Origin of the sequence: Streptomyces sp. NBC_00209, from assembly GCF_045206345.1 — a bacterium.
Taxonomy (GTDB): domain Bacteria; phylum Actinomycetota; class Actinomycetes; order Streptomycetales; family Streptomycetaceae; genus Streptomyces.
Genome location: NZ_CP108121.1, coordinates 6887664 through 6911507 on the forward strand (window position 1 = coordinate 6887664; position 23844 = coordinate 6911507).

Below are 23844 nucleotides of genomic sequence, written 5' to 3' on the forward strand. Positions count from 1 at the left end.
CGGGGCGGATGGAGCACTGGTGACAGCGCTTCACCTGCGAGGGGGGACGGACCGGAGGGCGGGCCGCCCGTTTCGGCCATGCCATGAGGCGGGTCCCCGTGCCGACCGACCGGGAGTCGTATCTTGCCAAGATCCACGTTTCGCGTACTGACCGTCGCACTCGCCGCGGGGATGGCCATGGGGACCTCGCTGCCCGCCTTCGCGGTGTCCGGGCAGCGACCGGCACGGCCGTCCCTCGGCCAACTGACCACGGGGGACCTGCCCTGCGATGCGGTCACGCCGACCGACGTGCGGTTCTCACCCACCCTCCGGGCCGTACTGGACGACCCCGACGGCGATCCGGTCAGCGCGCAGTTCGAAGTCACCTGGAACACCGAGGGCTCCACATCGCCGAGCCGTCTGCGGGCCGCCACCTCGTTCAAGGCCGACGGGTCGTCGTTCTCCTGGACGGTCCCGGACACGGTCCCCGAGGGCCCGGTCAGCTGGCGGGTGCGGGCCAAGGACGCCGACGGCTACGGCCCCTGGAGCGACTCGCTGCACCAGGGCCGGTGCCAGTACGTCAAGGACGTCCACGCACCGGCCGCGCCCCAGGTCACCTCGCCCGACGTACCGCTCGGCAGCGACGAGTGGGTGGACGCCGTGGGCCGCTACCCGGCCTTCACCTTCGCCTCGTCCTCTCCCGACGTCATCGCGTATCGCTACGCCTTCGGCGTGGGAGCGGCCCTGGCCACCGCGCGACCGGACGAGCCCGGGGGGCCGGTGACCGTGCGGCTGACGCCGCCCTCCCCCGGAGTGACGACCCTGGAGGTCCAGTCGGTCGACGGGGCGGGGAACGTCAGCGAGCCCACCCGGTACTTCATCCGGGTCGGATCGCCCGCGGGCGACGTCGCCCGGTGGAAGCTGGACGACCCCGTGGGCTCCGTGAGCGCCGAGGCGGCAGTCGGCGGGATTCCGGCCTGGGTGAAGGCGGGCGTCACCTTCGGTGCCGAGGGCCCGAGCGGCACGACCGCCGTGGGCGCCGCCGCGTTCGACGGCTCCTACAGCGCCGGTCTCGTGGCCGAGACCACGGCCGCGGACGCCACCAAGACCTTCGCCGTCAGCGCGTGGGTCCGTCCCGAGGACACCGACCGGGGCATGACGGCGGTCAGCCAGACCGGCTTCCTGGCACACTCCAACTTCACCCTCGGCACGGCCCTCGGCGAGGACGGACAGCCCTCCTTCACCTTCTCCCTCCCCGGGACGGACGGCGCGACCCGCGTCACAGGCGGCTCCCCGACGCCGGGGGACTGGTCCCACCTCACCGGCGTCTACAACCCGGTGACCGGGACCGCGCAGCTCTACGTCGACGGCGCCCTCGCCGCGTCCGGCGGCGCCGCCGTCCCCGCCGACACCCATCAGGGATACCTGCAGATCGGGCGCGAACTGGAGGACGACGGCACCCACTGGACCGGCGCCTGGCACGGAGACATCGCCGATGTCCGCGTCTGGGACCGGATCGTGCTGCCCGACGAGATCGCCGGCATCGGCCACCGCACACCGCAGCGCACCGGGTACTGGGCGATGAACACCGTGCGCACCGACGACTCGTACACCGACACGCCGGATGCCGGCGGAAGCCAGAGCCTCATCCTCTCCGGCGACGCCCACCTGGACACGACCGACCCGCTGACCGGCGAGGGCAGCATCTCGCTCGACGGCGACGGTGACCACCTCGACAGCGACGGCCACCAGGTCGACACCGACCGGAGCTACACCGTCACGGCCCAGGTACGGCTGCACCAGTGGCTGCCCGAACAGGACATGGCGATCTTCGCCCAGGGCGGCGACGAGACCGACGCCTTCACCCTGCGCTACCGGGGGAGCGACAGCACCTGGGAAGCCGTCTTCGCCCATGCCGACACCGCCGGGGCACCGGCGACCACACTGACCGCCCCCTACGGCGACGGCACGCACCACCTCGCGCTGCAGTACGACAGCAAGGCCGGGCAGGTCCGCCTCTTCGTGGACGGCACGCTCGCCGACAGCGCCCCGTACTCCGCGACCGACGCCTGGAACGCCTACCGAGCGCTCCAGGTCGGCCGGGACGGTGACGGTCAGGGCGGGTTCCACCACCTCGACGGCGACGTGGACGAAGTACGTACCTACGCCGGCCTGTTGTCACCCGCTGAGATCCACCGGCTCTCGGAACCGGGCGAGCACTCGGACCTGTAGAACCGCGCCGGCCGAGGGCGACCGCGTCGTCGGCCGGCCACCTCGTCCGGACCGGCCTCGGATTCTTCGACATCATCGACGCCCGACCCCGGGTGGGCACCCAATTCGCCCGCGACCCCTGGCAGGACGCGGCACTGCGCATCCTGGAAGGCTTCGGCAGCCCCTCGGGGGATGCCGGCGAGCCTCCCGTCGATGGCGCCGCGGTAGCCGCCGTGCCAGGAGGGCGCCGAGCAGAGCGGCACCCAGAGCGGTGCCGAGTCCGCGGGTGACGTCGTTCAGGGCGGAGGCCACGCCCTGCCCGGCGCGGGGGCCGGTCCTGGCAGCCATCCTGGGTGCCGGCCCGGAGGTGCTCACAGGCAGCCGACCGCGAGCGCGGCGGCGATGACGGCCCTCATGCCCAGCGCATTCCGACGGCGGACAGCAGTTCCACTCGCTCCGGGGACAGCTTCGCGGCCCGGCTGCGCTGATTCCCGACCCATGCTCCCAGCCGGAGCGCATGCTCCTCCTGATCCTCGCTGACGGCTCGTTCGATCCACTTCCTCGGTACGTGGAGGTGCCCTTCGCGCTCGTAGAACTGCTTGGCGGCCCGGTAGTTCAGCGCCCACTTGTCGGCTTGTGTACGGCGCGGCTCGGGCTTCTCGTTCTCGCCCGCCGGGTCGATCCCGAGGACCTGCCCGCACAGCCACTGCTGCACGGCCGTCAGGCCGTTCCACCCCAGCCTCACCGAGCGAACCCACCGGCCGAGGTCCGCGCCCTGGTCCATGACGTCGCCGGGCTCGGTGGGCAGCGGATGGCCGGCGTCCAGGTGGAGGCGGACGAGGTGGAAGCAGCGTTGCCACGTCACCGGCCACGCCGGGCACCACGACGGATCGATCCCCTCCAACTGCTCACGCCGCTCATCCGACAAGACCCCGCCCGACGAGTGAACCGGCAACCCCTCGGCGTGCCGCCGTTCGTTCTCGGCCGCCCTGCGGGCTGCGGCCCGTGCGTTCTTCAACCAGACCCCGACTCGGTACCCCTGGTGGACGGCGTCGGTGGGGGCGAGGAGGTGGCCTGCCTCGGCCGCCCACCCGCGCGCCGCCGCGAGGCCCTCCTCCCACGCGACGTCGTAGTGCGACCAGACCATGCCCAGCTCCTCCAGCTGGGCGACGCGGTCCTCGTCCATGTCCCCCCGGGCGTGGAAACGCCGGGCGTCGGCCGTCCACTGCCCGAGCGGGAACCCGGCGAGCGACACCGGCCACACCCCGCCCTCCTCGACCGCGCTGCCGTCGGTGGCGGGCACGCGGAAGGTGAAAGGCACCTTCAGATCGCCGTGCAACCGGTGGTGGATGCCGGCGGCCTCGATACCGCGTCGCCAGTGCTCGTTCTCGGGGTTGAGGACACGGAGGTTGATGAACGCGGCAAGCTGCGCCGGATCGCGTGGCACGGAGAACTTCAGCAGTTCCCGCGCCGGCCCCGACGGACCGTCCGTCTCGGCCTTCTCGGTCTCGCCCTCTTGGCCCTGTACGGGTGTGTAGGTGCTGGGGGCCTGCGGCTCGGCGAGCCATTCCACGACTCGGGCGTCGTGCGCCCTGAGTGCCTCCAGGAGCTTGGCGAGCCCGCCGTACGCCCGTGACGTGAGCATGTTGTCGACCGTCTCGCCCGGCCCGAGGAGCACGGGTACGACGAGGGAGGCGATCTTGCCTTCACCGGGCTGCATCCGCAGCGCCCGGCCCACGGCCTGGACGAGGTCGGGCATGGAGCCGCGTACGTCCGCGAAGTACACGGAGTCGCAGTCGCGGGTGTCGACGCCCTCGCCCAGAACCTTCACCGACCCCAGGAAGCTCTTCTCCACGACGGCCCCGTCCGTGGTGATCCCGGCCGCGAACTCGTCAAGCACCCGGCGCCGGTGGAGCGGCTTGTGCTCCCCGCACAGCCAGTCGGCCCGGATGGCGCGCGGGTACAGCTCCGGATCCTGGGCGTGGAGTTTCGCTGCGACGGCGGGGAGGCCGGCCGCGAAGGCTTCGGCCTCGCGGACCTGGTGGTGGAAGGTCAGCGTACGCCGGAAGCCTTCCGCGGAGGACGCCTTGAGCAGGGCGGTCTGGAGGGCGGCGAGCCGGGTCCCCCGGACTTCGGCCGAACGGCCCTCCACACCGAGGAGCTGCGTGGCCTGGAGCCGAGTGTCGGTGATGTCCACGCAGACGACTTGGTACGGGGCACAGATGCCCCTGTCCACGGCCTCCGAGAGGGTAAGGGTGTACGCCCTGCTGCCGAACGGTCCATCCGGGTCGTCGTCCATGCTCGTGACCGACTCGGCCGGCACCCCGCGGCCGGTTTCCTCGTCCAGCTGCCACAGACGTGGCGTGGCGGTCATGTAGAGCCGGCGCAGGGCAGGGATGCGGGTGTTGTCGTGGACCACGGCCCACGGCTTCCCGATCCGGCCCGAAGTCCTGTGCGCCTCGTCCACGACGATCAGGTCCCAGCCCGGAATGCCTGCGGCATGCGCGCGCTCCAGCGTGCCGAGCCCGAGCGAGGCGTACGTAGCGAACACAGTGACCTTGTCGAACGGCCGCACCCAGCCGACGAGCTCTTCGACATCCGTGGTGTTCGGAAACGAAGCGTCCTCGCCCCGCAGCGACGAGACCCCGATCATCGGGCCCGTACGGCCGGCCTCCCGCCACGCGGCCTCGGTCTGCGTCAGCAGGTCCAGCGAGGGGACCAGCACGAGCACGCGCCCGGCACGGAGCTTCTCCGCGCTGCGGACCGCAACCCGGGTCTTCCCGGACCCCGTCGCCATGATCACCTGAGTCCGAAGCCCCCTCTCGGGCACGAGCGAGCGTGCAGGCAGTTCGAGAGCGCGGACAACCCCCTGGACGGCCTCCTGCTGCGCCGCCTCGCGTGGGTCGGCGTGGCCCGTGCTCGACATGCTTTCCTGCTTTCATCTGCGCTGACGCTCGGGGTGAGAGGGGAGCGGTGGGAAGCGGGAAGGCCGCGCCTGAGACCGTACAGCTCACCGCCCGGCGAGAGGCCGAGGGCTTGTCACCGTACTTCGCCCGGCGTGCCGGCGTGTGTTCCGGCTTTCGGCGTGGGCGTGCAGCTGCTGCCATGCGATTCCTGTGGGTACCACCTCGGGGCGTACGAACTCTTCCCTCTGGAGAAGATTTCGAACAGCTGGTAAGTATTTGCGCGGGCTCCTCCCTGCCGGCTGTGGCCTCGACTCGGCGCAGGGGTCCGGGGACGTCGAGTGCCGGCAGATGCCACTGAAACCGTCGCTGAAGGGATCCGGTGTGGAGAGCATCACGAAGAACAGGCAGTCACCCGAGGTGCTGCGTGCCATGGTCGAACGTGCCTACGGGGCCGAGCGGGTTCCGGTCGGGGAGGACTGGTGCAGCGAGCTGGGCCACGGCTGGTTCAACGTCGCCTACCGCATCCGTCTGCGCGACGGCGCCGAGGTCGTCCTGAAGATCGCCCCGCCGCCCGCGGTCGAGGTGATGACCTACGAGCACGGCGCCATGTCGATCGAGCTCAACACGCTGGAACTACTTCGTGCACAGACCACCGTGCCGGTACCCGCGGTCGATTTCGCCGACCGGAGCCGGGAACTGTGCGACGCCGACTACTTCTTCATGCCGTACATCGACGCGGACAACCTGGGCATCATCGCCGAATCGCTTCCCGAGGCCGAGCACGACGCCTTGATGGAGCAGCTCGGTTCGCTCAACCGGGAGATCAACTCCGTCCGTGGCGGGCACTTCGGCCCGCTGGCCGGCCCCGGCCACACCAGCTGGCGCCAGGCGTTCACCACGATGACCGAGGACGTCCTGGCCGACGGCGAGCGCCGGGGCGTCGAGATCGGCTGGGACTACGACACCGTGCGGGCCACCGTGGCCGAGCACGCCGACAGCCTCGATGAAGTGACCGAACCCCGCCTGGTCGAATGGGACCTGTGGTCCGGCAACGCCATGGTCCGCGACGGCAGGATCGTCTGCATCATCGACCACGAACGTGCCTTCTACGGCGACCCGCTGATCGAGGCCGGCTTCACCGGCACCCAGCTGTCCGCCTTCGGCGACCCGGCACCCTTCATGCGCGGCTACGGCCACCCGGACCTGACCGAGACCCAGCGGATACGCCGCCGTCTGTACTGCCTCCACCTCATGCTGATCATGGTCATCGAGACCGTCTACCGCGGCCACACCGACACCCACCAGTACGACTTCGCCCTGCCCCGCCTGCACGAAGCGATGGCCCTGCTGGGCCGCACCCGCCGATGACACCCCGTACCCCCGCCCCAGCACCCGCCGACCACACCACCCGGCTCGGCACCGACCCGGTCGGCGGGCTGCTGTGGCGCACCTGCACCCAGACCACCGCCGCAGTCGGTGTGTACGGCATCTACGCCCTGACCAACGCCTGGTTCGTCGCACACGGCGTGGGCGACACCGCGATGGCCGCCGTCAACCTGGTCGCCCCGCTGCTGCTCCTGCTCGGCGCGGTGTCCACCACCGTCGGCGCGGGCGGCGCCTCCCTGATCTCCCGCGCCCTGGGCACGGGGGACCACCGGGCCGCCGCCCGCGCGGCCGGCAACTCCTTCGCCCTGTTCTGGGCCTGCGCCTCCGCTACCACCGCGCTCGGCCTGATCTTCCTCGACCCGCTGCTCACCCTGATCGGCGCGACCGGCGAGCTGGGAGCCGCCGCCCGCCCGTACGCCGTGGTGCTGCTGTGCGGGGCCCTGGTGTCCACCGGCTTCTCCAGCCTGGTACGGGCCGAAGGCCGCATGGGGTACTCGACGCTGCTGTGGCTCGTGCCCGTCGCAGTACAGATCACCCTCGACCCGCTGCTGATCTTCGGATGCGGCATGGGCGTACGCGGCGCCGCGCTCGGAACCGTCGGCGGCCAGGCCGTCTCGGCGGCGATGAGCCTGTGGTTCTTCTTCCTGCAGCGCCGGCGCCCCTACCACGTCGCGCTGCGAGACCTCATACCCCACGGCCCGACGCTGCGAGCACTGCTGGGCATCGGCCTTCCCTCGTTCCTGGCCGGCACCGGCGTCACCCTCCTTGCCGTCCTCGTCAACGCCACCCTCGCCGCCACCGGATCGGCCACCGCCCTCGCCGCCTACGCCGTCTGCGCCCGCCTCCAGACCTTCGTACTGATGCCCCACACCGGCATCAGCCAGGGTCTGCAGCCCATCGTCGGCTACAACACCGGCCGCAACCTGACCAGCCGCGCGCTCAAGGCCCGCGACTACGCCCTCTCCGCGTCCCTCCTGTACGGACTGCTCACCGCCGCCGCGCTCGCCGCCCTCGCCGAACCCCTGGCCGGCCTGTTCCTGAGCGACACCGCCACCATCACCGCCGCCGGGCACGCACTCCCCGTCATCGCCATGGGGATGGCCGTCGCCGGGATCGGCCCTCTCGCAGCGGCCTACGCCCAGTCACTGGGCCGCCCCGCACCCGCCTACCTGATCTCCATCGGAACCCTGCTCCTGATCAAGGTTCCGTTGATCGCGGTCCTCGGCCGACTCGGCACCACCGGCGTATGGGCAGCACTGGCCACCGGCGAAGTGGCCACCGCAGCGGTCGCGCTCCTGCTCCTTCGACGCCTGCGGGACGCTACGCCGAAGACTCCTTGAGAAGCTGCTGGACATAGGAGCCCAGCACCGCACCCATGTCCACCGCGTCCGGACTCGTCAGCCACTGCACCTGCAACCCGTCCATCAACGCCCCGAACCCGGCCGCCGCCACCCGCGGATCAACCCCGTCCCGCAACGCCCCCCGCTCCGCAAGCTCCCGCAGCGCGCGATGCACGTACTCCCGCGTCGACCTGTAGTGCTCCCGGAAGTACCGATGCGCGGGATGGTCCTCGGTGATCGCCTCCGCCGCGAGGCGCACGTACAACTCCACCATGCCCCGACGCCGGGCGTTGTGATCGGCCAGGTCGAGCAGATGCCGCACCACCGCCCGGGGCGTGAACACCTTCGGCGCGAGCAGTGCGGAGTCCTCCTCGTCCCGGCGCTCCAGCACCGCCGCCAACAACGCCTCACGGCTGGGGAAGTAGTAGTGGAGACCCACATGGCTGATCCCGGCCCGCTTCGCGATCTCGCGCAGCGAGGCACTGTGAAACCCCTTGTCCGCATACACCGCGACAGCAGCGGTCACGATCTCCGCACGACGCGCACGCCCCTTCGCGTACCCCTCCGAAGACGTCGTCACCCTGGCTCCACCATCAGACATACCCCCATCCTCGCAGCGACGGCAGCCGGGCGACCGAATCCCGAGCAGTGCACGACACCCTGGCCCGTCCAGTGGACGTCAAGCACGCGCGGAAACACGATGGTGGCTCGCCGGAAGCAGGTGCGTTCCCCAGGCAGCGGGGGCGCCATGGGGGATGTGACGGCTGGAGCACCGGTGACCGGCGAGGCCGGAGCGAGGTCATGGCATGCGAGCTGCGGAAGCACCTGCCCGCGCTGTGACCGGTTCGCTCAGCCGATGTACGCCGGAGACACCGCCGCCGTGCTGATGCGTCGGGGTGTGCCCGTTCCGTCGGCCGGGATCGTGTAGAGGTCGGCTCCGTAGTCGCCCGGCAGGGCGTACGTCAGGGTCCGGTCGTCGTGCCAGACCGCCTGGTCGTCAACGCTGCGGGGTTCCGACAGGGCCGTTTCGTGGCCGGTGCGGAGGTCGAGGACGTACAGGTGCCACGGGGCGTCCGCCGCCCCGTGCGGGTGTCGACGATCGCTGCCCGCGTCGAGAAGTTCGTGCCCGCGTAGGAGTCGCCGCCGACGAACGCCGTCCAGGCCGCGTACCGCCCGCTGGGCGAGACCCGTGCCCGGGACGGGATTCCGGGCACGTCGCAATGCCCAGTCGCGCAGCCCGGCGTCGAGGATCACCGCCTGGTAGGTGTCCTGGAGGGCGCCGTGCTTCGCCCGGAGGCGCACGCCGGTGCCCGAAGCGGCAGGGAAGCGGAGGCACTTGACCTCAGACGCGACCCGCGGGCTCGACGGGTCGGACGCCAGCTACCGGCAGGGTGAAGAGCGGATGGAGCAGACACATCATGCCCGGCCTCCGTACCGCTGCTTCGGCGTCCGCACGCGGAGCCCATGTGCGTAGCAATCCCGTGGTCGTGCTGAGCCAAGGCCCCGATCCGGGGCAGCAGGGGGTGCGGGGCCGCAGTCGAGGGCTCCCGGGTGATCACACGAGGAGCGACATGACCAGTTCGTCATCCCGCCGTCTGCGGCGCAGGGCACGGGAAGTATTCGGCTGGCGGCAGCTGCGGCCGGAGCAGTTGGTGGCGATGGAGGCGGTGATGGAGGGGCGCGACACGCTGGTGGTGATGCCCACGGGCGCCGGGAAGTCGGCCGTCTACCAGGTGCCGGGGCTGCTGATGCCGGGGCCCACCGTCGTGGTCTCACCGCTGATCGCCCTTCAGCGGGACCAGGTGCAGGGACTGCTGCGGCGTGAGGGGGCCGACGCGGCGGCCGTGAACTCGAACCAGACCGAGAGACAGAACGCGGCGGTGTGGGACCAGATCAGAGCGGGTGACGTCGACTTCCTCTTCCTGGCTCCGGAGCAACTGGTGAAGGAGGAGGTGATCAGCCAGTTGGCGGCGGTGCGCCCTGCGCTGTTCGTGGTCGACGAGGCCCAATGCGTATCGGTCTGGGGGCACGACTTCCGCCCCGAGTACCTGCGGCTGGGGCAGGTGGTGGAGCGGATCGGGCGGCCGCCGGTCCTCGCGCTCACCGCCAGCGCCGCCGCTCCGGTGCGGAAGGACATCGTGGCGCGGCTCGGCATGCGTGAGGTCCGCGAGATCGTGACCGGCTTCGACAGGCCGAACATCGACCTGGAGGTCATCGCGTTCCGGGACGTGGCGGCCAAGCGGCGGGCCGTCGTGGAACGCGCGGCGGCCGAAGCGAAACCCGGCCTGGTGTACGCGGCGACGCGCCGGGAGGCGGAGGACTACGCGGAGGAGCTCGGCCTGTTGGGGCTGGACACGGCCGCCTACCACGCGGGACTTTCCGCGCAGGAGCGCTCCGACGTGCACGACCGTTTCATGGAGGGGGCATTGGACGTCGTGGTGGCCACGTCCGCGTTCGGCATGGGGATCGACAAGCCTGATGTGCGCTTCGTCCTGCACGCGTCCGCGCCGGGCTCGCTGGACGCCTACTACCAGGAGATCGGCAGGGCCGGCCGGGACGGCAAGCCGGCCCGCGCGATCCTCGCCTACCGGCCCAAGGACCTCGGCCTGCAACGTTTCTTCGCGAGCGGCCGCCCGGACCAGGACACGGTGGCCCAGGTGGCACGGGTACTGAAGGAGTACGACGGTCCCGTGCACCCCAGTGCGCTGCGCAAGCGGACCCGCCTTACGGCGAGCCGGCTCACGGCCGTGGTCAACCTCCTGGAGCAGGTGTCCGCCGTACGCACCAACGACGCCGGAGACCTGGTGCCGACGGGAGAGTTCAGTGCCTCCGAGGCCGCCCGGCGGGCCGCCGAACGAGCCAACGCCCACAAGCGGCTGGAGCGGTCGCGGGTCGACATGATGCGCGGCTACGCCGAGACCGATGGGTGCCGCCGCCGCTTCCTGCTCGGGTACTTCGGAGAGGCATTCGAGGAGGCCGGATCGTGCGGCTCCTGCGACCGCTGCGCGTCGGCCGAGGCGGACGGGCGGGGTGTCACCCTGGGCCCGGAAGTGCTGGCGGGCACCGGCGGGCTCATCGGCGAACCGTCACTCCTCTCGGGGGAGCACACGTTCCGGCCGGGTGCGTCGGTACAGCACGAGCGGTGGGGACGCGGCTCGGTGATGAGCGGCGAGGCGGAGCGGGTGACCGTGCTCTTCGACTCGGTCGGCTACCGCACGCTGTCCCTGACCGTCGCCCGGGAACAGGGGTTGCTCTCGGTCCTCTGACGTACGGGAGGGAAGGGCGTACCGGCGCCGCACGTCACCGCGTGCGGCGCCGGGCCTGGACACGGCGGTCAGCAGCTGAGGTTGCCCCCGGCGGGAACGCCGAATCATCCCTTGGGCAGAGGCTGGACGGCCGGAGTCTCGCGCTCCAGCGCGCCGACGGTGAGGCCCCGAACGCCGGGGGCGAAACACGGCGTGTACTGCTGAAGGGCGAAGATCATGGAACGTGTTTAGGTGGGTACGAACAATGACGTCGGATGCGAGTGGCCGCGCCTCAGCCCAGCACGCGGGGATGCAAGGTGCATTCACGACCTACCGGCGGCCCGCACCGTCGAGGGTCATCACGGCGTCCCGGCGTCCCCCCAAGATCCCTCGGCTCTCAGCCCGGCCGGCTCACTGCCGCCCGGCACGTGCCGTGACCGCGTTCCACGCGACGACGCGCATACGGCTCGTCTGCTCAGACCGCCTTTCCGTTGAGGAGAACATCATCATGAAGGTCCTCGTCGTCCTCACCTCCCACGACCGGCTCGGCGACACCGGCCGTGCCACCGGGTTCTGGCTGGAGGAACTCGCCGCCCCTTATCACCGCTTCAAGGAAGCAGGGTGGGAGATCACCCTCGCTTCCCCGAAGGGCGGCCAGCCGCCGCTGGACCCGAAGAGCAACGAGCCCGACGCTCAGACCGACCAGACCCGCCGTTTCGAGGCGGACATGGAAGCCATGACAGCACTGGCGAACACCATCCGCCTCGACTCCGTCAACGCCGACGACTACGACACCGTCTTCTACCCCGGCGGCCACGGCCCCCTGTGGGACCTCGCCGAGGACGCCGGCTCCGCCCGCCTGATCGAGACCACCCTGCGCGCCGGCAAGCCCGTCGCTCTGGTCTGCCATGCACCCGGCGTACTGCGCCACACCCGCAACGAAGACGGCACGCCCCTCGTCCAGGGCAGGAAGGTCACTGGCTTCACCAACACGGAGGAGGAGGGCGTCCAGCTCACCGAAGTCGTTCCCTTCCTTGTCGAGGACGAGCTCAGGAAACTTGGTGGCAACTACACCAAGCAGGCGGACTGGCAGCCCTACGTGGTCCAGGACGGCCTCCTCATCACCGGCCAGAATCCAGCCTCCTCAGGCCCCGCAGCCGACGCTCTGGTGGAGTTCGTCTCGGCCAACGCCTGAGCAATCGACCGCCTCGGGAACGCCCGATGGCGTGGTCCGGTGGTACGCCGACCGCAACCCCTGGGAGCGCTCGCTCCCGGGGTTCCGACGCTCGTCCCACGGGCCGGAGCCCGCGCCAGGCGGGCGATTGAGCCTGAAAGGTGACGTGGCGTTCGTCCTGACCTGACTGTCCATGTGATCAGGACTCGACCTGCCGCTGAGCTTGTCGGCCGTAGTCAACAGCGGTCCTCGCCCGTGAACGAATCAGTGACCAAACCGTCAAACCGGCACGATAGGAACCGTTGCAGTACTAGACTGCGACCGCTCCAAAACCTGGGATGATCGGGAGGGCGTGCAAGATGAGACGAGCACTGATCAGTGCGTTCGCGGCCGCGGCGTTAGTGATGTCCGGGGGGAACGCCGCCACCGCTTCCAACAGCGTTACGCCGCGCACCACGCATGGTCCTTGCGCGTACAGCCAGACCCCGGACGAGCCGCCGGCGCGCCCCGTTCCGCTGCCGCCCGACCCACGGCGCACGCCCACTCGCGGCACGGTCGACTTGGCTGTTCCGACCAGTCAGGGCCCGCTTCCGCTGGCCCTGGACCGAGCCAAGGCGCCTTGCACGGTCCAGAGTTTCCTGCACCTGGCACGGCACGGCTTCTACGACCGTACGGTGTGCCACCGCCTGACCGCGTACCCGACGCTGAAGGTCCTGCAGTGCGGCGACCCGACCGGCACCGGCGAGGGCGGGCCCGGGTACAAGTACAAGGACGAACTGCCGGTGGATCTGCCACCCGCAGCCACCGACCCCACGGGCACGCGCCGACTCTACGGCCGTGGCCTGCTGGCGATGGCCAACGCCGGCCCGAATACGAACGGTTCACAGTTCTTCGTCGTCTACGGCGACTCCGCATTGCGACCGGACTACACGGTGTTCGGCACCGTCGGCCCCGCCGGTCTGGTGACACTCGACAAGGTCGCTGCCGGAGGCATCGAGCCGACCGCGGAGAACCCGGCTCCGGTCGACGGCACACCTGTACTACGGACCGCGCTGCTCCACGTCCGGCCGTCCTGCCGGCGCTGACGCACGACGATGTCGCCGCGCCCGCGCCGCACATGCCTGGCGGTGTGCGGTGTCGGCTGCGGCGACACTCGAAGATCCTTACTGATCGCTCTTCGGCTCCTTCGGTATCCGCCTACGTCGACCTCGCGAGTCCAAAACGCCTCAGGATACCGCCCCATCGCCGGCCCGGGCGGGGGCCTCGGGCAGCGGAGGATCGGGGCGCCGGGGGTGGCGTAGGAACGGATCATGTGGGCGACAAGGCGGCGCCAGGCGTCGGGAGCAGCGTCGGCGGCGCCCAGGACGCCGGCGTTGGCGTGGGAGCCCCGGCCGTGCAATTCGCCGCCTCGCGTGGCGCGAAGGTGATCGCCACCGCCCGCCCCGGCGCGGAGGCCGCCTTCGTCACCGGCCTGACTGGCGCCGACGTCAACACGGTGGACTTCACCGGTGTTCATCGCCTATGTCGTCCTCCTCGCCCTGCCGTCCCTGATGCTGTTCGGCTCCGCCCATGGCGACCTCACCCGCGACCCGAAGGTCACCGAGCAACCCAGGGCAGTCAGCCTGCCGATCGTCATCATGCTCGTCTCGGCAGCCCCGCTGCCACTGGGCCTCGCGGCGGTCCAGGAGCCGTGCACTCGGCACTTCCGACGCTGCGGCCGGCGGATAGGTCCGCTGTCCGCAGCAGGTGATCGAGCTGTACCGGGCGGCCTGCGGGTGACGCCGGCCTGGCCCGCCGGCCCGGTGATGGGGTCGCGCATCAGCGGCGACATCCGGTGAGCGAGTGCAGTTGGCCGTCGAGGTTGACGCGATGTTCGTGCCGGACCCGGTGCACGTACCGGTGGCCGGGAACGCTGCCCGACCACCGCCCGCGTCCCTGCTCCTGCCTGATCGTCAACAGTGCCGGTGATCAATACACCAGGCCGCGTCAGTTGCCGGCCAGGGTGAGTCCGGCCTCGCGTGCCTGCTCCTTGGCGGCGGTGTGGTGCTGGTCCGCGAGGTCGCGCAGCTGCTCCATGGCGGGATTGGTGGCAGCCAGGGTCAGCTCGCGCTTGACCAGGGTGAGGTCGGCCTGCCACACGTCGCGGACGATGCGCTCAAGGTACGAAGTGGAGTGGTCCCAGCCTTCGCGCGGTGTGCCGGGGCCGTAGCCGCCGCCGATGGTGGTGATCAGGGCGGTGGGCTTGCCCTTGAGCACAGGGTCGGTGGGGCCGGCTCCGGCGATCACGAGGTCGACCCATGCCTTGAAGTGCTGGGAGACCCCGAAGTTGTAGAACGGCACCGCGAGGACGACCGCGTCCGCGTCGCGCAGCTCCGTTACGAGTGTGGCCGCGAGAGCGGCAGCGTCGCGCTGGGCCGGGCTCCGGTCCGCCTCGGGGGTGAAGCCGGCCGTGGTCGCCAGGGCCCAGGCATCGGAGGGGAGGGGGTCGGTGGCGATGTGCCGTCGCGTCACGGTGGCGCCGGGGTGTGCGGCAGTCCACTCGGCCTCGACCAGGGAGGCCAGTTCGGTGCTGGCCGAAGCGGTCGGAAAGATGCTGGCGTCCAGACGGAACAGGTTCATGGGGGAACTCCTCAAGGGCGGTTGTAGAGGGCGGGCGGCAAGAGGCCCGGGGTGGGAACTTCGCCGCCTCCCTTAACCGGACTATACCCCGTTTAGAGAGAGCGGTAGGTTGGACAGGTGAACGGATCTCTCATCCCCCTGGGCCGGCCCCGCCCCGAACGCGCCGATGCCGTGCGCAACCGCGAGCTGCTCCTGGCGGCCGTCCGGGAGATGATCGCCGATGGGGGCTCCTGCAGCGTCACGATGGATGCCCTCGCTGAACGCGCCGGCCTGGGCAAGGGCACGGTCTTCCGGCGCTTCGGCACCCGCGCCGGCATCTTCCGCGCCCTGCTTGACGCCGAAGACCGCGCCTTCCAGGAACGGGTGCTGTACGGCCCGCCTCCGCTGGGTCCGGGTGCGTCGGCGCTCGACCGCATGGTCGCCTATGGGCAGGCCAGGATCGCCTTCCTGCTGGACCATCACAGCGTTGCCCGCGCCGCCCTCGACCGGAATCAGCCCGTTCCCGCCGGCCCGGCGTCGATCACACGTGTGCACCTGCGCGTCCTGCTGGGACAGGCCGAGGCCGATCTCCCCGACCTGGACAGCCTGGCCGTCCAGCTGACCGGCGCCCTCGAAGGCCCGCTTCTGCTGTTCCTGGCCATGCCCGAGACCGACAGGCCCCTCTCCGCGGCCGAAGGGCGCCCACTGGCCGAGAGCTGGAGCATCCTCGTGCACCGCCTGCTGGGCGCCTCGCCCGACGGTGCGACCGGCCGGCCGTAAGTCGGCCTGCCACCGACGCGCAGGTCGCCGGGGTGGCGCACGCCGGTCGGGCGCGCCGGTGGTGACCGGTCGTGCCTACGAGAAGCGCGCCGGGTGCTCAGGGGCGGGCGGGCCTCATCGGCCGGGGGTGAGGAGGTAGGCGACGGCCATGTCGCCGAGTTCGTCCGCGTACCGGTGTCGGGCCGTTTCGCCCGTCATCGGGTCGGGGCGTACGGAGTTGTGGAAGCAGGCGCCGAGAAGGGCGCGGGCCGCAGTGTCCAGCGCCGCCTGCGGGTCGGAGCGACGGATCTCCTTCGCGTACGGAGCGGCCGCTTCGAGCAGGAACCGGTGGATCTCGGTGATGGCGCGCGCGCCGCGGTTCGTGGGACCGGCCCCTCGTGCACGCAGCAGCTCGGGGAAGAGGTTGCTGCTGTCGGCGAAGGACTGCAGCAAGGCGTGTGCGTACGCACCCATGACGCCGGACAGGGACGGCTCTGCCTCGCGGAGCTTCCCGGCGACGTACTCCTCACGCCGGTCCAGCATCCGCTCGGTGAGAGCGTTGATCAGCTGCTCCTTGTCCTCGAAGCGGCGGTAGATGGTGCCGACCGAGACGCCGGCGCGCTCCGCGACGCCGGTCATCGTCATCTCCTCCAGGCCGTCCTGGGAGGCGATCTCCTCGGCCGCTCGCAGGACGCGGGCCAGGGTCGCGGCGCTGCGCGCCTGCTGCGGCTCTTTGTACGGCGCCGGACGGTCGCGCTGGTCGGTCATGCCCCGCATCGTAACGGCGCAGGTTGAGGCGGGAACGGTTGACAAGGGGCGGGCCCCTCTGCGTAACCTCATAAAAAGAATGTGAATTCACATTCGCATAATGGTGGAGGGACGACGATGGCCGACAAGCAGACGCCCGCAGTGACCGTGACGCTCGCCTCCGGGCCGACCGGTGGCGGCAGCATCGACGACCTGGAGCTGTTCTACGCCCGCCGGGCCCTGGAACGCTTCCGGGCGCGCCTGGGCCGCCAGGGCCTGCTCGATCTGCTGGCCGCTGACATCGAGGAGGGCAACGCCTTCCTGAGGGAGTGCGCGCTCGCCTCCGACGGTGTGTTCCACGCGGGGACGACCGTACTCCGAGTGCGTGGTCTCACCTCAGGCGAGTTCCTGGAGTGGATGGACGCGGCGTTCGCGTCCGACGACTCCCGCCCGCTCCTCGCCGCGCACCCGGAGCACTACGCAATGGGCGCCGAGGAGCTCGGGGCGCGCGTGGTGGAGAACATCGGCGCCTACGTCTGCTCCTTCTACATGGGTGGCTGGGGCACGGCCGAGATGGCCTGGGCCGAGGACGCGGCCGAGCTACTCCCGGAGTCGGAGTTTCCGCGGAAGATGTCCTCGAACCTCTTCCTGGAGGACGGCACGGTCATCGGGCGTGCGCTGATCCAGTTCGGTGACACCGTCGGCGGGTTCACCGCCAACCTGACGGTCTACTTCCCCACGGCCTGTCCGCAGGAGGTTCTGGAGCACCACATGCGGCACTACGCCGTCGAGTTCAGGAACTGGATCGTCGCGGCGGCGGCCGCACGGCAAACCGGCCGCACGGCCTGCTGACCCAGATCCATCCCTCGCTGGAGCGGGTCCTGGGACCGCGGTTGCGGCATCCGGCGGTTCTCACCTGTTGGAACGGTCCGGCTCACCGGCACAGATGCGCAAACCGTCACCGTCTCGGAGGCCGAGGCGGCCGCACTGACCGTTCCGAGCCTGGCCGGATCGCCGGCCGCCGTCCTTTCCGCGTTCACCGCAATGGGCGACCCGACCTCCCGGGCCTACTGTGACAGGAAGGTCGCCCATGGCAAGCACCACCCCGGCCTGCTCTGCCTCGCCAGACGCCGGGCCGACGTTCTCGTGGGGAGTGAAGGTGGGTTTTGAGGGCACAGAGCGTCCAAGGAGGTTGATAATCATGGTTCCCATTCTTCTCGTTCTTCTGCTCGCTCTGATTCTCTTCGGTGCAGGTTTTGCGCTGAAGGCGCTGTGGTGGATCGCCATCATCGTGCTGGTGGTCTGGCTGCTCGGGTTCGTGATCCGGCCGACGGCAAATGGCAAGCGGGGTCGCTGGTACCGATGGTGACAACCGCGCATTGAACAGATTCCTTATGGCGTGCGGGTGGGCTGCGACGAGGCTTCGTCGCAGCCCACCCGCACGTCAGCTGCATGTCGGCCGCCCAAAAATGGGTGGGGAGCCGGGCATGGGAAACGCGTTGTGGGGCACCCGGAGAAATTGGCCGGGGATTCCATCAAGAACCATGACCTCCAGTGATGGGATCCCCGGCCAACCCCTTTACCTGAGGGCCTTCCGTAAATGATCTGCAGGCTGTTCCAGGGGCTTGGTCTGTTCCAACGGCGGTACGTGGGAGGCACCCGGGCCGGTGGTCATGATGCCGGCCGGTCGCTCACCGCGTACCCCATCCGCGCCGAGGAGGACTACCGCGCCCGTCTCGATGACACAGTCGGCCCGGTCGGCGCCGCCGTGACCTCGCACTACCCGGGCGCCCGCTGCCGTACGCCGCGGTTTCGGAAGGCGTAGCAGGGGCAACCGGCGTTCATGGACGTCAATGAGGGAAGTGCGGAAGTGGTTCCTACGCAGGGGGACGAGCACCATGTCGTCCTCAGCGCCGACACCAACGGGGACGGTAAGCCCGACGTCTGGATGACGGACACCACCGGTGATGGCAAAGCCGACCTCTACCAATTCGACACCACCGGCGACGGGGTGGTCGATGTGACCGTGGTCGAGGGGGCAGAAGCTCCCGGCACCGACCGACTCGTGGTCGAGGGCGATGGCGGTCACCCGCAATCCGTCTGAACCGGAGTCACCATCGGGCGGTGACCGGACAGGGGTGACCGCCCGGTGCTCGACCTCGGATGAATGTCGAGGTACCTGGACCGGGCGGTCCGCTATCGGATCCCGCGAGGGTCTCCGACGGCCTCTCAGTCGTAGAAGAAGAGCTCGAGGTCCTCGATCGATCCGGGCCCGTTGAAGAAGGCTTCGGCTTTCGATACCTCGTCCTCCGGGGGCAGTTCGCCCGCCAGGAGCCGGCCCATCCAGATCTCTCCCTGCTCGGCCATTACGTAGATGCCGGACAGCAATTCGGTCATTCCGGCACGGGGCGGCGGGTTCCGCCCGGCGACCGGTTGGAGCGCCCAGCCGCCCGCCCGGGCCGCCAGCCGCAGCACTCCGGCCCAGTTCGCGATCCTCCCCAGGCGTACGTGCCACGAGTCCTGCGTGAAGGGGGCCGCCCGCCCACCATGAAGTGGGTTGGTGGCGGCGCCGATGTCCAGGATCACCTGCCGCTCCACGGCGTCACGGACCCACCGCCCCTGCTGGGCCTCTTCGACGGCTGCATCCCACCATGCCCACCCGGCGTCCAGTCGGTCCGCGAACGTGTCCATGGGCAGATGCTTTCAGTCACGCTGCGAAGGTGATCGGAGGGGGTCACCGGCCGCGGATGGTGACGACGGCCGCCGGGCCGGTCAAGGTTGCCGTCCCGGGCGTGAACGGCAAGGGGGTCGACGCGGAGACCGGCGAGCGCAAGCGGTTCTCCTCGAAGATCCTCGCGCCGTGGTGCCGGAAGCCCCCGGAGGTCAGCGAGGTGCTGCCGATGCTCCATCCGCACGGCCTGTCCTCGGGTGACTTCGTGCCCGCGATGGAGCAGTTCCTGGGCTCCTCGGCTGGGCTGTCGTCGGCCACACGGTGACTCGGCTGACGAAGCAGTGGACCGCCGAAGGCCACCAAGAAGATCACCGGTGAGGTCGACGAGCTGCTGGCGGTCTACGACTTCCCCGCCGAACATCGGGTGCATCAGCGCACGACGAATCCGATCGAGTCGACGTTCAGCGCGGTGAAGCTCCGGACCAAGGTCACCCGCGGTGCCGGCACCCCGGCCGCCGCCCGCACCATGGTCTTCAAGCTCGTGGAATCCGCCCAGGCCCGTTGGCGAGCTGTCACCGCACCGCACCTCGTCGCCCTCGTCCGGGCCGGCGCCCGATTCGAGAACGGTCACCTCATGGAACGGCCGGAAGGCAAGGCAGCATGAACAGCCGACACCAAAGCGACGAGCCCGCCGAGCATCGGCGATTCGCCCACTACATCCAGGCCCTGCAAACCGTCGTCGCGGCGGACGAAGCCGACCTGCTGGCTGCTGTTCTGCGCGATGAGGACACCACCATGGCCGTCAGCGCGGTGAGCCGGCACATGGACCGCCGGGCAACCGAACTTCTCACCGCCCCGGCTTTCACGGCATGGGCCCAGGCCATGTCAAGGGTGATCGACCAGCACGACTTCCTCAGCACCCGGCTCCTCGAATGGTGCCTGCTCAGGACCCTCGCTCTGGGCGAACCGTGGGCTGCCGAGGAGCTCACCGACGCCTCCGACTGGCTCCAGCGCACAGCCGTGACCACACAGATCGTCACCGCACCCGACGTCTTGCAACTACTCGCAGAACGCGGGCGGACCCGCCGAGTCCGCAATGCGGCGCACCACCGACTCCATCACCTCAGGAAATCAGGCTGACCTGATCGCCGGAGTGGGCCCGCTCTCCATTGCGCGCTCCGGCGACGTGCCGGTGGGCTCGGGCCACCGTGGAGTCCGCTGACACCGTCCGAACGATGTCATCGTCGGCGTCCGCCGACGCCAGGACGGCTGCGAGGGTCCTCGCCCAGGTGCCATCGACGGCCCACTTGATCGGCCGCTTGTGGGCGGTCTGGAAATGGGGGCACCGCCAGAGCCGGTCCCCGACTTCTGTACGGAGCATTGACGCTGCCAACTCAAGTGGCTACGTTCCCACATGGCATCGATCCCATGTTGCGGAGAAGCCGACGCGGTGATCGGCGGTCGCGCACCGGGGACCGGGCCCGACCACCTACCCCGGGAGAGAACGTGCCGCCACCCCATCCCTCCGCCCCCGGCCGTGCCGGTAGTCCACGCCCTTGCGGTTCCCCGGCTCGGCCCGCCCGCCGGGCGGTCCTCGCCGCAGGAGCCGGAGCCCTGGGCGCGCTGGCCCTGACCGGCTGCGCCACGGCCTCCGGCAGGGAGCGGGGGCTGCGCGTCGCCTATCCGTTCTGGGGCGCCGACGACATCGTGCACCGTCAGATGAAGGACACCGCCGCCGCGTACGAGAAGGCGGTGCCGGGGCGACGAGTGGAACTCGTTCCCATACCCGACCAGCAGGGCAACTTCGCCACCAAGATCGAGCTGATGCAGCGGTCCGCGCCGAGCGCACCGGACGTGGTCTTCCAGGACACCGTGATGACCAACGCCGACGTGCAGGCGGGCTACCTCCAGCCGCTCGACCGTCATCTCAGCAGCTGGCAGGACTGGGAGCAGTTCGACGCCACCGCCCGGTCCGCCACGCGCGCCGATGACGGCCGCGTCTACGGTGTCCTCACCGGCACCGACGTGCGCGCCGTCTTCTACGACAAGCGGGTGTTCGCCAAGGCGGGCCTGCCCACCGCCTGGAATCCCCGGAACTGGGCCGATCTTCTGCACGCCGCCCGTACCATCCGCCGTCGTGTCCCCGGAGTGGTGCCGCTCAACATCTACGCCACCAAGGCCCTCGGCGAAGCCACCACCACCCAGGGCCTGCTGATGCTCCTGTACGGGACACGCGACGGCTTCTACGACGCCCGCGGACGCACCTGGACCGGCGACACCCCGGGGCTGCGCGAGTCCCTCGCCTTCGTCGACACCGTCTTCCGGGAGAAGCTCGGCCCCACCCCGCAGATGTCGTTCAACCCGACCGTACGGGACAAGATCGTCTCGGAGATGCTGCCCGCCGGCCAGGTGGGCATCGCACTCGGTGAGGGCTCCTGGACGCCGAAGACCTGGATCAGGGGCGGCTCCGCGCCCTGGCCGGGCTGGACCGAGCACATCGGGGTCGTCCCCATGCCCACCCAGGCGGGCCCGCTCCCGGGCGACAGCGGCCGGGTGAGCCTGTCCGGCGGCTGGATGCTCTCGATCGGTGGCCACAGCGCCGTGCCCGACGAGGCATTCCGCTTCATCACCCTGGCCACCGGCCGCCGCCGGGCTCTCGAGTACGCCGTCGAGAACGCCCAGATCCCGGTTCGCCAGGACGTCCTGAGCGACCGCGCGTACCTCGGCTCCCTGCCCACCAACGCCCTCTTCGCCGACCTGCTCAAGGTGACGAGGTTCCGCCCGACGCAAGCCTCGTACCTGATGGTCTCCAGCCGGGCCCAGATCGCCATGGAGGACGTGATGACCGGGCACGCCACCCCGGCCGAGGCCGCCCGCGCGTACGCCTCCGGGCTGCGCGACGACCTCGGCGACGGGCAGGTGAAGGACCGTGACTGAGGCGATCTCCGCCCGGCCCACCGCCGAGAAGGCGGCGCACGGTCCGGTCCCGGCGCCGGCCGCCGCGCCCCCGCCGCGCCGAGCCCGTCGCGACCTGCGCCGCTCGCTCCCGCTCGTGCCCGCGCTCGCCCTGCTCGTGGTGTTCTTCGTCGGGCCCGTCCTGTGGTGTGTGTACGCCGCGTTCACCGACACGGCGCTGACCGGCAGCGCGGCCCGTGACCCGCACTTCGTCGGGCTGCGGAACTTCACCCGCCTGCTCGGCGACCACCAGTTCGGCTCATCGGTCCTGCTCACCCTCGTCTTCGCGCTCGCCTCCGGGGTCCTCGGCCAGAACGGGCTCGGGCTCTCGCTCGCCCTGCTCATGCGGGGCCGCGCCCAGTGGGTGCGCACCACGCTCGGGGTGCTGCTGGTCGGCGCGTGGGTGCTGCCGGAGATCGTCGCCGGGTTCACCCTGTACGCGTTCTTCTCCGACGGCGGCACCCTGGACACCGTCCTGACGTCGCTGCACCTGCCCGCCCCCGATTGGCTCGTCAGCCACGCCATGCTGACCGTGGTCCTCGCCAACGTATGGCGCGGCACCGCCTTCTCCTGGATGGTCTACACGGCCGCACTGGACGAGATACCCCCGGAGATCGAGGATGCCGCCGCGACGGACGGTGCGAGCGGCGCCGCCCGCCTGTGGTGGGTGACGCTGCCGATGATCCGCCGCTCGGTCTTCACCAACCTCATGGTCGTGACCCTGCAGACGCTGGCGGTGTTCACGCTGATCTTCGTGCTGACCGGCGGCGGCCCCAGCGGTGCCAGCGAGACGATCCCGCTGTACATGTACCAGCAGGCATTCAAGTTCTTCCAGCTCGGACAGGGAACCGCGATCGCGCTCGTCCTGCTCGCCATCGGCGGCGTCTTCTCCTTCCTGTACCTGCGTGTCCTGAAGCCGGAGTTGAACCAGTGACCACCCCCGCCACCCCGACCACACCGTCCGTACTCTCGCTGACCCGGTTGAGCCTGCCGCGCCGCTCCGCGTCCACCACCGTCGTGTACGTCGTGCTGCTGGGCGTCGCCGTGTGCTTTGCCGCCCCGTTCGTCTGGCTGCTCGTCGCCTCGGTCGACGCGAAGGCGACGGCGAGCGCCGGGGTTCCCGACCTGACCCTCGGCAACTTCTCCGCGGTGCTGAACTGGAGTACCAGCATCCGCCCCATCCTCAACAGTCTTCTGCTGTGCGGTGGCGCGGCGCTGGTCAACATGGTCGTCTCGGTGTTCGCGGCCTATCCGCTCTCCCGCTACCGGCTGCGCTTTCGCCGTCCGCTCCTGTACGGCGTCCTGTTCGCCACCGGCCTGCCGGTTACCGCGATCATGGTTCCCGTCTACGAACTCTTCGTCCGTATCGAGCTGGTGGACTCCCTGTGGGGCACCATGCTCTTCCTCGCCACGGCTACGCTGCCGTTCTCGCTCTGGCTGACCAAGGGGTTCATGGACGGCGTGCCGGTGTCCCTGGAGGAAGCGGCATGGGTGGACGGGGCCTCGGGTCTCCAGTCGCTGCGCCATGTCGTTCTGCCTCTGATGGCACCGGGCATGGCGGTCGTCGCCGTCTTCACGTTCATCGGCGCGTGGGGGAACTTCTTCATCCCCTTCGTCCTGCTCCAGTCACCTGAGCGCGAGCCCGCCGCCGTCAGCCTGTTCACCTTCTTCGGCCAGTACGGCACGGTCGCCTACGGCCAGTTGGCCGCCTACTCCATCCTCTACTCGCTCCCCGCGATGCTCTTGTACGTCCTGGCCTCGCGCAAGCTCGGCGGCGGCTTCGGGCTCGGCGGAGGGCTCAAGGGCTGAGGCCGCGCGGCGGGGCCGTCGGACCAGCGGCGAGCCCGGCCGACGCACCTTTCACGACGACCCC

General features: G+C 70.3%; 20 protein-coding genes and 5 pseudogenes. 17 read left to right on the forward strand and 8 right to left on the reverse strand.

Annotation, left to right across the window (positions count from 1 at the left end):
- Positions 1-123 precede the first annotated feature (123 nt).
- A complete protein-coding gene (locus OG867_RS31170; protein ID WP_406290496.1) occupies positions 124-2211 on the forward strand; it encodes a LamG domain-containing protein in 2088 nt (695 codons plus the stop codon).
- Here OG867_RS31170 and OG867_RS31175 read toward each other — a convergent pair.
- Positions 2142-2523, reverse strand: a pseudogene (locus OG867_RS31175) (hypothetical protein); the annotation flags it as partial. The gene OG867_RS31170 and the pseudogene OG867_RS31175 sit on opposite strands and share 70 nt — an antisense overlap.
- 79 nt (positions 2524-2602) lie before the next feature.
- Positions 2603-5116, reverse strand: coding sequence for a Helicase associated domain protein (locus OG867_RS31180; RefSeq protein WP_406290499.1), 2514 nt, complete (start codon positions 5114-5116; stop codon positions 2603-2605).
- A 361-nt stretch (positions 5117-5477) separates the two neighbouring features.
- Here OG867_RS31180 and OG867_RS31185 point away from each other — a divergent pair, with 361 nt between their 5' ends.
- Together OG867_RS31185 and OG867_RS31190 are read left to right on the forward strand one after the other, a co-directional pair.
- Positions 5478-6464 (forward strand): phosphotransferase family protein, encoded by a 987-nt coding sequence (locus OG867_RS31185; protein ID WP_406290501.1) that lies wholly within the window; start codon positions 5478-5480, stop codon positions 6462-6464.
- Complete coding sequence (locus tag OG867_RS31190; RefSeq protein ID WP_406290504.1) at positions 6461-7822, forward strand: MATE family efflux transporter; 1362 nt, start codon at positions 6461-6463, stop codon at positions 7820-7822. Before OG867_RS31185 ends, OG867_RS31190 begins: the two co-directional genes overlap by 4 nt.
- Here OG867_RS31190 and OG867_RS31195 read toward each other — a convergent pair.
- Both OG867_RS31195 and OG867_RS31200 read right to left on the reverse strand, forming a co-directional pair.
- On the reverse strand, positions 7803-8423 hold the full coding sequence (locus OG867_RS31195; RefSeq protein WP_406290506.1) for a TetR/AcrR family transcriptional regulator: 621 nt from the start codon (positions 8421-8423) through the stop codon (positions 7803-7805). The genes OG867_RS31190 and OG867_RS31195 overlap by 20 nt on opposite strands.
- A gap of 248 nt (positions 8424-8671) precedes the next feature.
- Positions 8672-9199: pseudogene (locus OG867_RS31200) on the reverse strand (TolB-like translocation protein); the annotation flags it as partial.
- A 194-nt stretch (positions 9200-9393) separates the two neighbouring features.
- Here OG867_RS31200 and OG867_RS31205 point away from each other — a divergent pair.
- The 4 genes from OG867_RS31205 (at position 9394) to OG867_RS31220 (ending at position 14079) form a co-directional block, all read left to right on the forward strand.
- Positions 9394-11088: a RecQ family ATP-dependent DNA helicase gene (locus tag OG867_RS31205; protein ID WP_406290508.1), complete on the forward strand. Its 1695-nt coding sequence runs from the start codon at positions 9394-9396 to the stop codon at positions 11086-11088.
- Positions 11089-11575: 487 nt separating this feature from the next.
- Entirely contained in the window at positions 11576-12262 is a 687-nt protein-coding gene (locus OG867_RS31210; protein ID WP_406290510.1) for a type 1 glutamine amidotransferase domain-containing protein, read from the forward strand.
- Positions 12263-12801: 539 nt separating this feature from the next.
- The gene (locus OG867_RS31215) at positions 12802-13326 is read left to right on the forward strand and encodes a peptidylprolyl isomerase (RefSeq protein WP_406290513.1); all 525 of its coding nucleotides are present in this window, start codon (positions 12802-12804) and stop codon (positions 13324-13326) included.
- Positions 13327-13749: 423 nt separating this feature from the next.
- Entirely contained in the window at positions 13750-14079 is a 330-nt protein-coding gene (locus OG867_RS31220; protein WP_406290515.1) for a hypothetical protein, read from the forward strand.
- A 148-nt stretch (positions 14080-14227) separates the two neighbouring features.
- On the opposite strand, the gene OG867_RS31225 is transcribed toward OG867_RS31220, so the two are convergent.
- Complete coding sequence (locus OG867_RS31225; protein WP_328898625.1) at positions 14228-14860, reverse strand: NAD(P)H-dependent oxidoreductase; 633 nt, start codon at positions 14858-14860, stop codon at positions 14228-14230.
- Between the two features lie 117 nt (positions 14861-14977).
- Here OG867_RS31225 and OG867_RS31230 point away from each other — a divergent pair, with 117 nt between their 5' ends.
- Positions 14978-15619: a TetR/AcrR family transcriptional regulator gene (locus OG867_RS31230; protein WP_406290518.1), complete on the forward strand. Its 642-nt coding sequence runs from the start codon at positions 14978-14980 to the stop codon at positions 15617-15619.
- 114 nt (positions 15620-15733) lie between these two features.
- Here the strand turns inward: OG867_RS31230 and OG867_RS31235 are convergent, their stop codons facing one another.
- Positions 15734-16366 carry a helix-turn-helix domain-containing protein gene (locus OG867_RS31235; RefSeq protein WP_328898623.1) on the reverse strand — a complete coding sequence of 211 codons (633 nt, stop codon included), beginning with the start codon at positions 16364-16366 and terminating at the stop codon, positions 15734-15736.
- A 117-nt stretch (positions 16367-16483) separates the two neighbouring features.
- Between OG867_RS31235 and OG867_RS31240 the strand changes: the two genes are divergently transcribed.
- From OG867_RS31240 to OG867_RS31255, 4 genes and pseudogenes are all read left to right on the forward strand, one after another.
- On the forward strand, positions 16484-17197 hold the full coding sequence (locus OG867_RS31240; protein ID WP_328898622.1) for a hypothetical protein: 714 nt from the start codon (positions 16484-16486) through the stop codon (positions 17195-17197).
- A pseudogene (locus OG867_RS31245) lies at positions 17167-17294 on the forward strand (IS110 family transposase); the annotation flags it as partial. The gene OG867_RS31240 and the pseudogene OG867_RS31245, both read left to right, overlap by 31 nt.
- A gap of 252 nt (positions 17295-17546) precedes the next feature.
- Positions 17547-17714: a hydrophobic protein gene (locus OG867_RS31250; protein ID WP_073969395.1), complete on the forward strand. Its 168-nt coding sequence runs from the start codon at positions 17547-17549 to the stop codon at positions 17712-17714.
- Between the two features lie 474 nt (positions 17715-18188).
- Positions 18189-18449, forward strand: coding sequence for a hypothetical protein (locus OG867_RS31255; protein ID WP_328898621.1), 261 nt, complete (start codon positions 18189-18191; stop codon positions 18447-18449).
- Between the two features lie 125 nt (positions 18450-18574).
- On the opposite strand, the gene OG867_RS31260 is transcribed toward OG867_RS31255, so the two are convergent.
- Positions 18575-19036 carry a hypothetical protein gene (locus OG867_RS31260; RefSeq protein WP_406290521.1) on the reverse strand — a complete coding sequence of 154 codons (462 nt, stop codon included), beginning with the start codon at positions 19034-19036 and terminating at the stop codon, positions 18575-18577.
- A 29-nt stretch (positions 19037-19065) separates the two neighbouring features.
- On the opposite strand from OG867_RS31260, the pseudogene OG867_RS31265 reads away from it, so the two are divergent.
- Positions 19066-19680: pseudogene (locus OG867_RS31265) on the forward strand (IS256 family transposase); the annotation flags it as partial.
- Positions 19677-20156, forward strand: coding sequence for a hypothetical protein (locus OG867_RS31270; RefSeq protein ID WP_406290523.1), 480 nt, complete (start codon positions 19677-19679; stop codon positions 20154-20156). The pseudogene OG867_RS31265 and the gene OG867_RS31270, both read left to right, overlap by 4 nt.
- 31 nt (positions 20157-20187) lie before the next feature.
- Here the strand turns inward: OG867_RS31270 and OG867_RS31275 are convergent.
- Positions 20188-20367, reverse strand: a pseudogene (locus OG867_RS31275) (IS5/IS1182 family transposase); the annotation flags it as partial.
- Between the two features lie 155 nt (positions 20368-20522).
- Between OG867_RS31275 and OG867_RS31280 the strand changes: the two are divergent.
- From OG867_RS31280 to OG867_RS31290, 3 genes are read left to right on the forward strand one after another with little or no spacing between them, the layout of a single operon-like run.
- A complete protein-coding gene (locus tag OG867_RS31280; protein WP_406290525.1) occupies positions 20523-21953 on the forward strand; it encodes an extracellular solute-binding protein in 1431 nt (476 codons plus the stop codon).
- Positions 21946-22905, forward strand: coding sequence for a sugar ABC transporter permease (locus tag OG867_RS31285; RefSeq protein WP_328898617.1), 960 nt, complete (start codon positions 21946-21948; stop codon positions 22903-22905). The genes OG867_RS31280 and OG867_RS31285 overlap by 8 nt, the downstream gene beginning before the upstream one ends.
- A 53-nt stretch (positions 22906-22958) precedes the next feature.
- Positions 22959-23780, forward strand: coding sequence for a carbohydrate ABC transporter permease (locus tag OG867_RS31290; RefSeq protein ID WP_406291243.1), 822 nt, complete (start codon positions 22959-22961; stop codon positions 23778-23780).
- Positions 23781-23844 lie beyond the last annotated feature (64 nt).

Excerpts from the sequence above, each read along its gene's own strand:
- OG867_RS31180 (WP_406290499.1), bottom strand. The coding sequence starts at position 5,116 with ATGTCGAGCACGGGCCACGCCGACCCACGCGAGGCGGCGCAGCAGGAG.
- OG867_RS31190 (WP_406290504.1), top strand. The coding sequence starts at position 6,461 with ATGACACCCCGTACCCCCGCCCCAGCACCCGCCGACCACACCACCCGG.
- OG867_RS31195 (WP_406290506.1), bottom strand. The coding sequence starts at position 8,423 with ATGTCTGATGGTGGAGCCAGGGTGACGACGTCTTCGGAGGGGTACGCG.
- OG867_RS31205 (WP_406290508.1), top strand. The coding sequence starts at position 9,394 with ATGACCAGTTCGTCATCCCGCCGTCTGCGGCGCAGGGCACGGGAAGTA.
- OG867_RS31210 (WP_406290510.1), top strand. The coding sequence starts at position 11,576 with ATGAAGGTCCTCGTCGTCCTCACCTCCCACGACCGGCTCGGCGACACC.
- OG867_RS31225 (WP_328898625.1), bottom strand. The coding sequence starts at position 14,860 with ATGAACCTGTTCCGTCTGGACGCCAGCATCTTTCCGACCGCTTCGGCC.
- OG867_RS31235 (WP_328898623.1), bottom strand. The coding sequence starts at position 16,366 with ATGACCGACCAGCGCGACCGTCCGGCGCCGTACAAAGAGCCGCAGCAG.
- OG867_RS31240 (WP_328898622.1), top strand. The coding sequence starts at position 16,484 with ATGGCCGACAAGCAGACGCCCGCAGTGACCGTGACGCTCGCCTCCGGG.
- OG867_RS31250 (WP_073969395.1), top strand. The coding sequence starts at position 17,547 with ATGGTTCCCATTCTTCTCGTTCTTCTGCTCGCTCTGATTCTCTTCGGT.
- OG867_RS31255 (WP_328898621.1), top strand. The coding sequence starts at position 18,189 with ATGGACGTCAATGAGGGAAGTGCGGAAGTGGTTCCTACGCAGGGGGAC.
- OG867_RS31260 (WP_406290521.1), bottom strand. The coding sequence starts at position 19,036 with ATGGACACGTTCGCGGACCGACTGGACGCCGGGTGGGCATGGTGGGAT.
- OG867_RS31270 (WP_406290523.1), top strand. The coding sequence starts at position 19,677 with ATGAACAGCCGACACCAAAGCGACGAGCCCGCCGAGCATCGGCGATTC.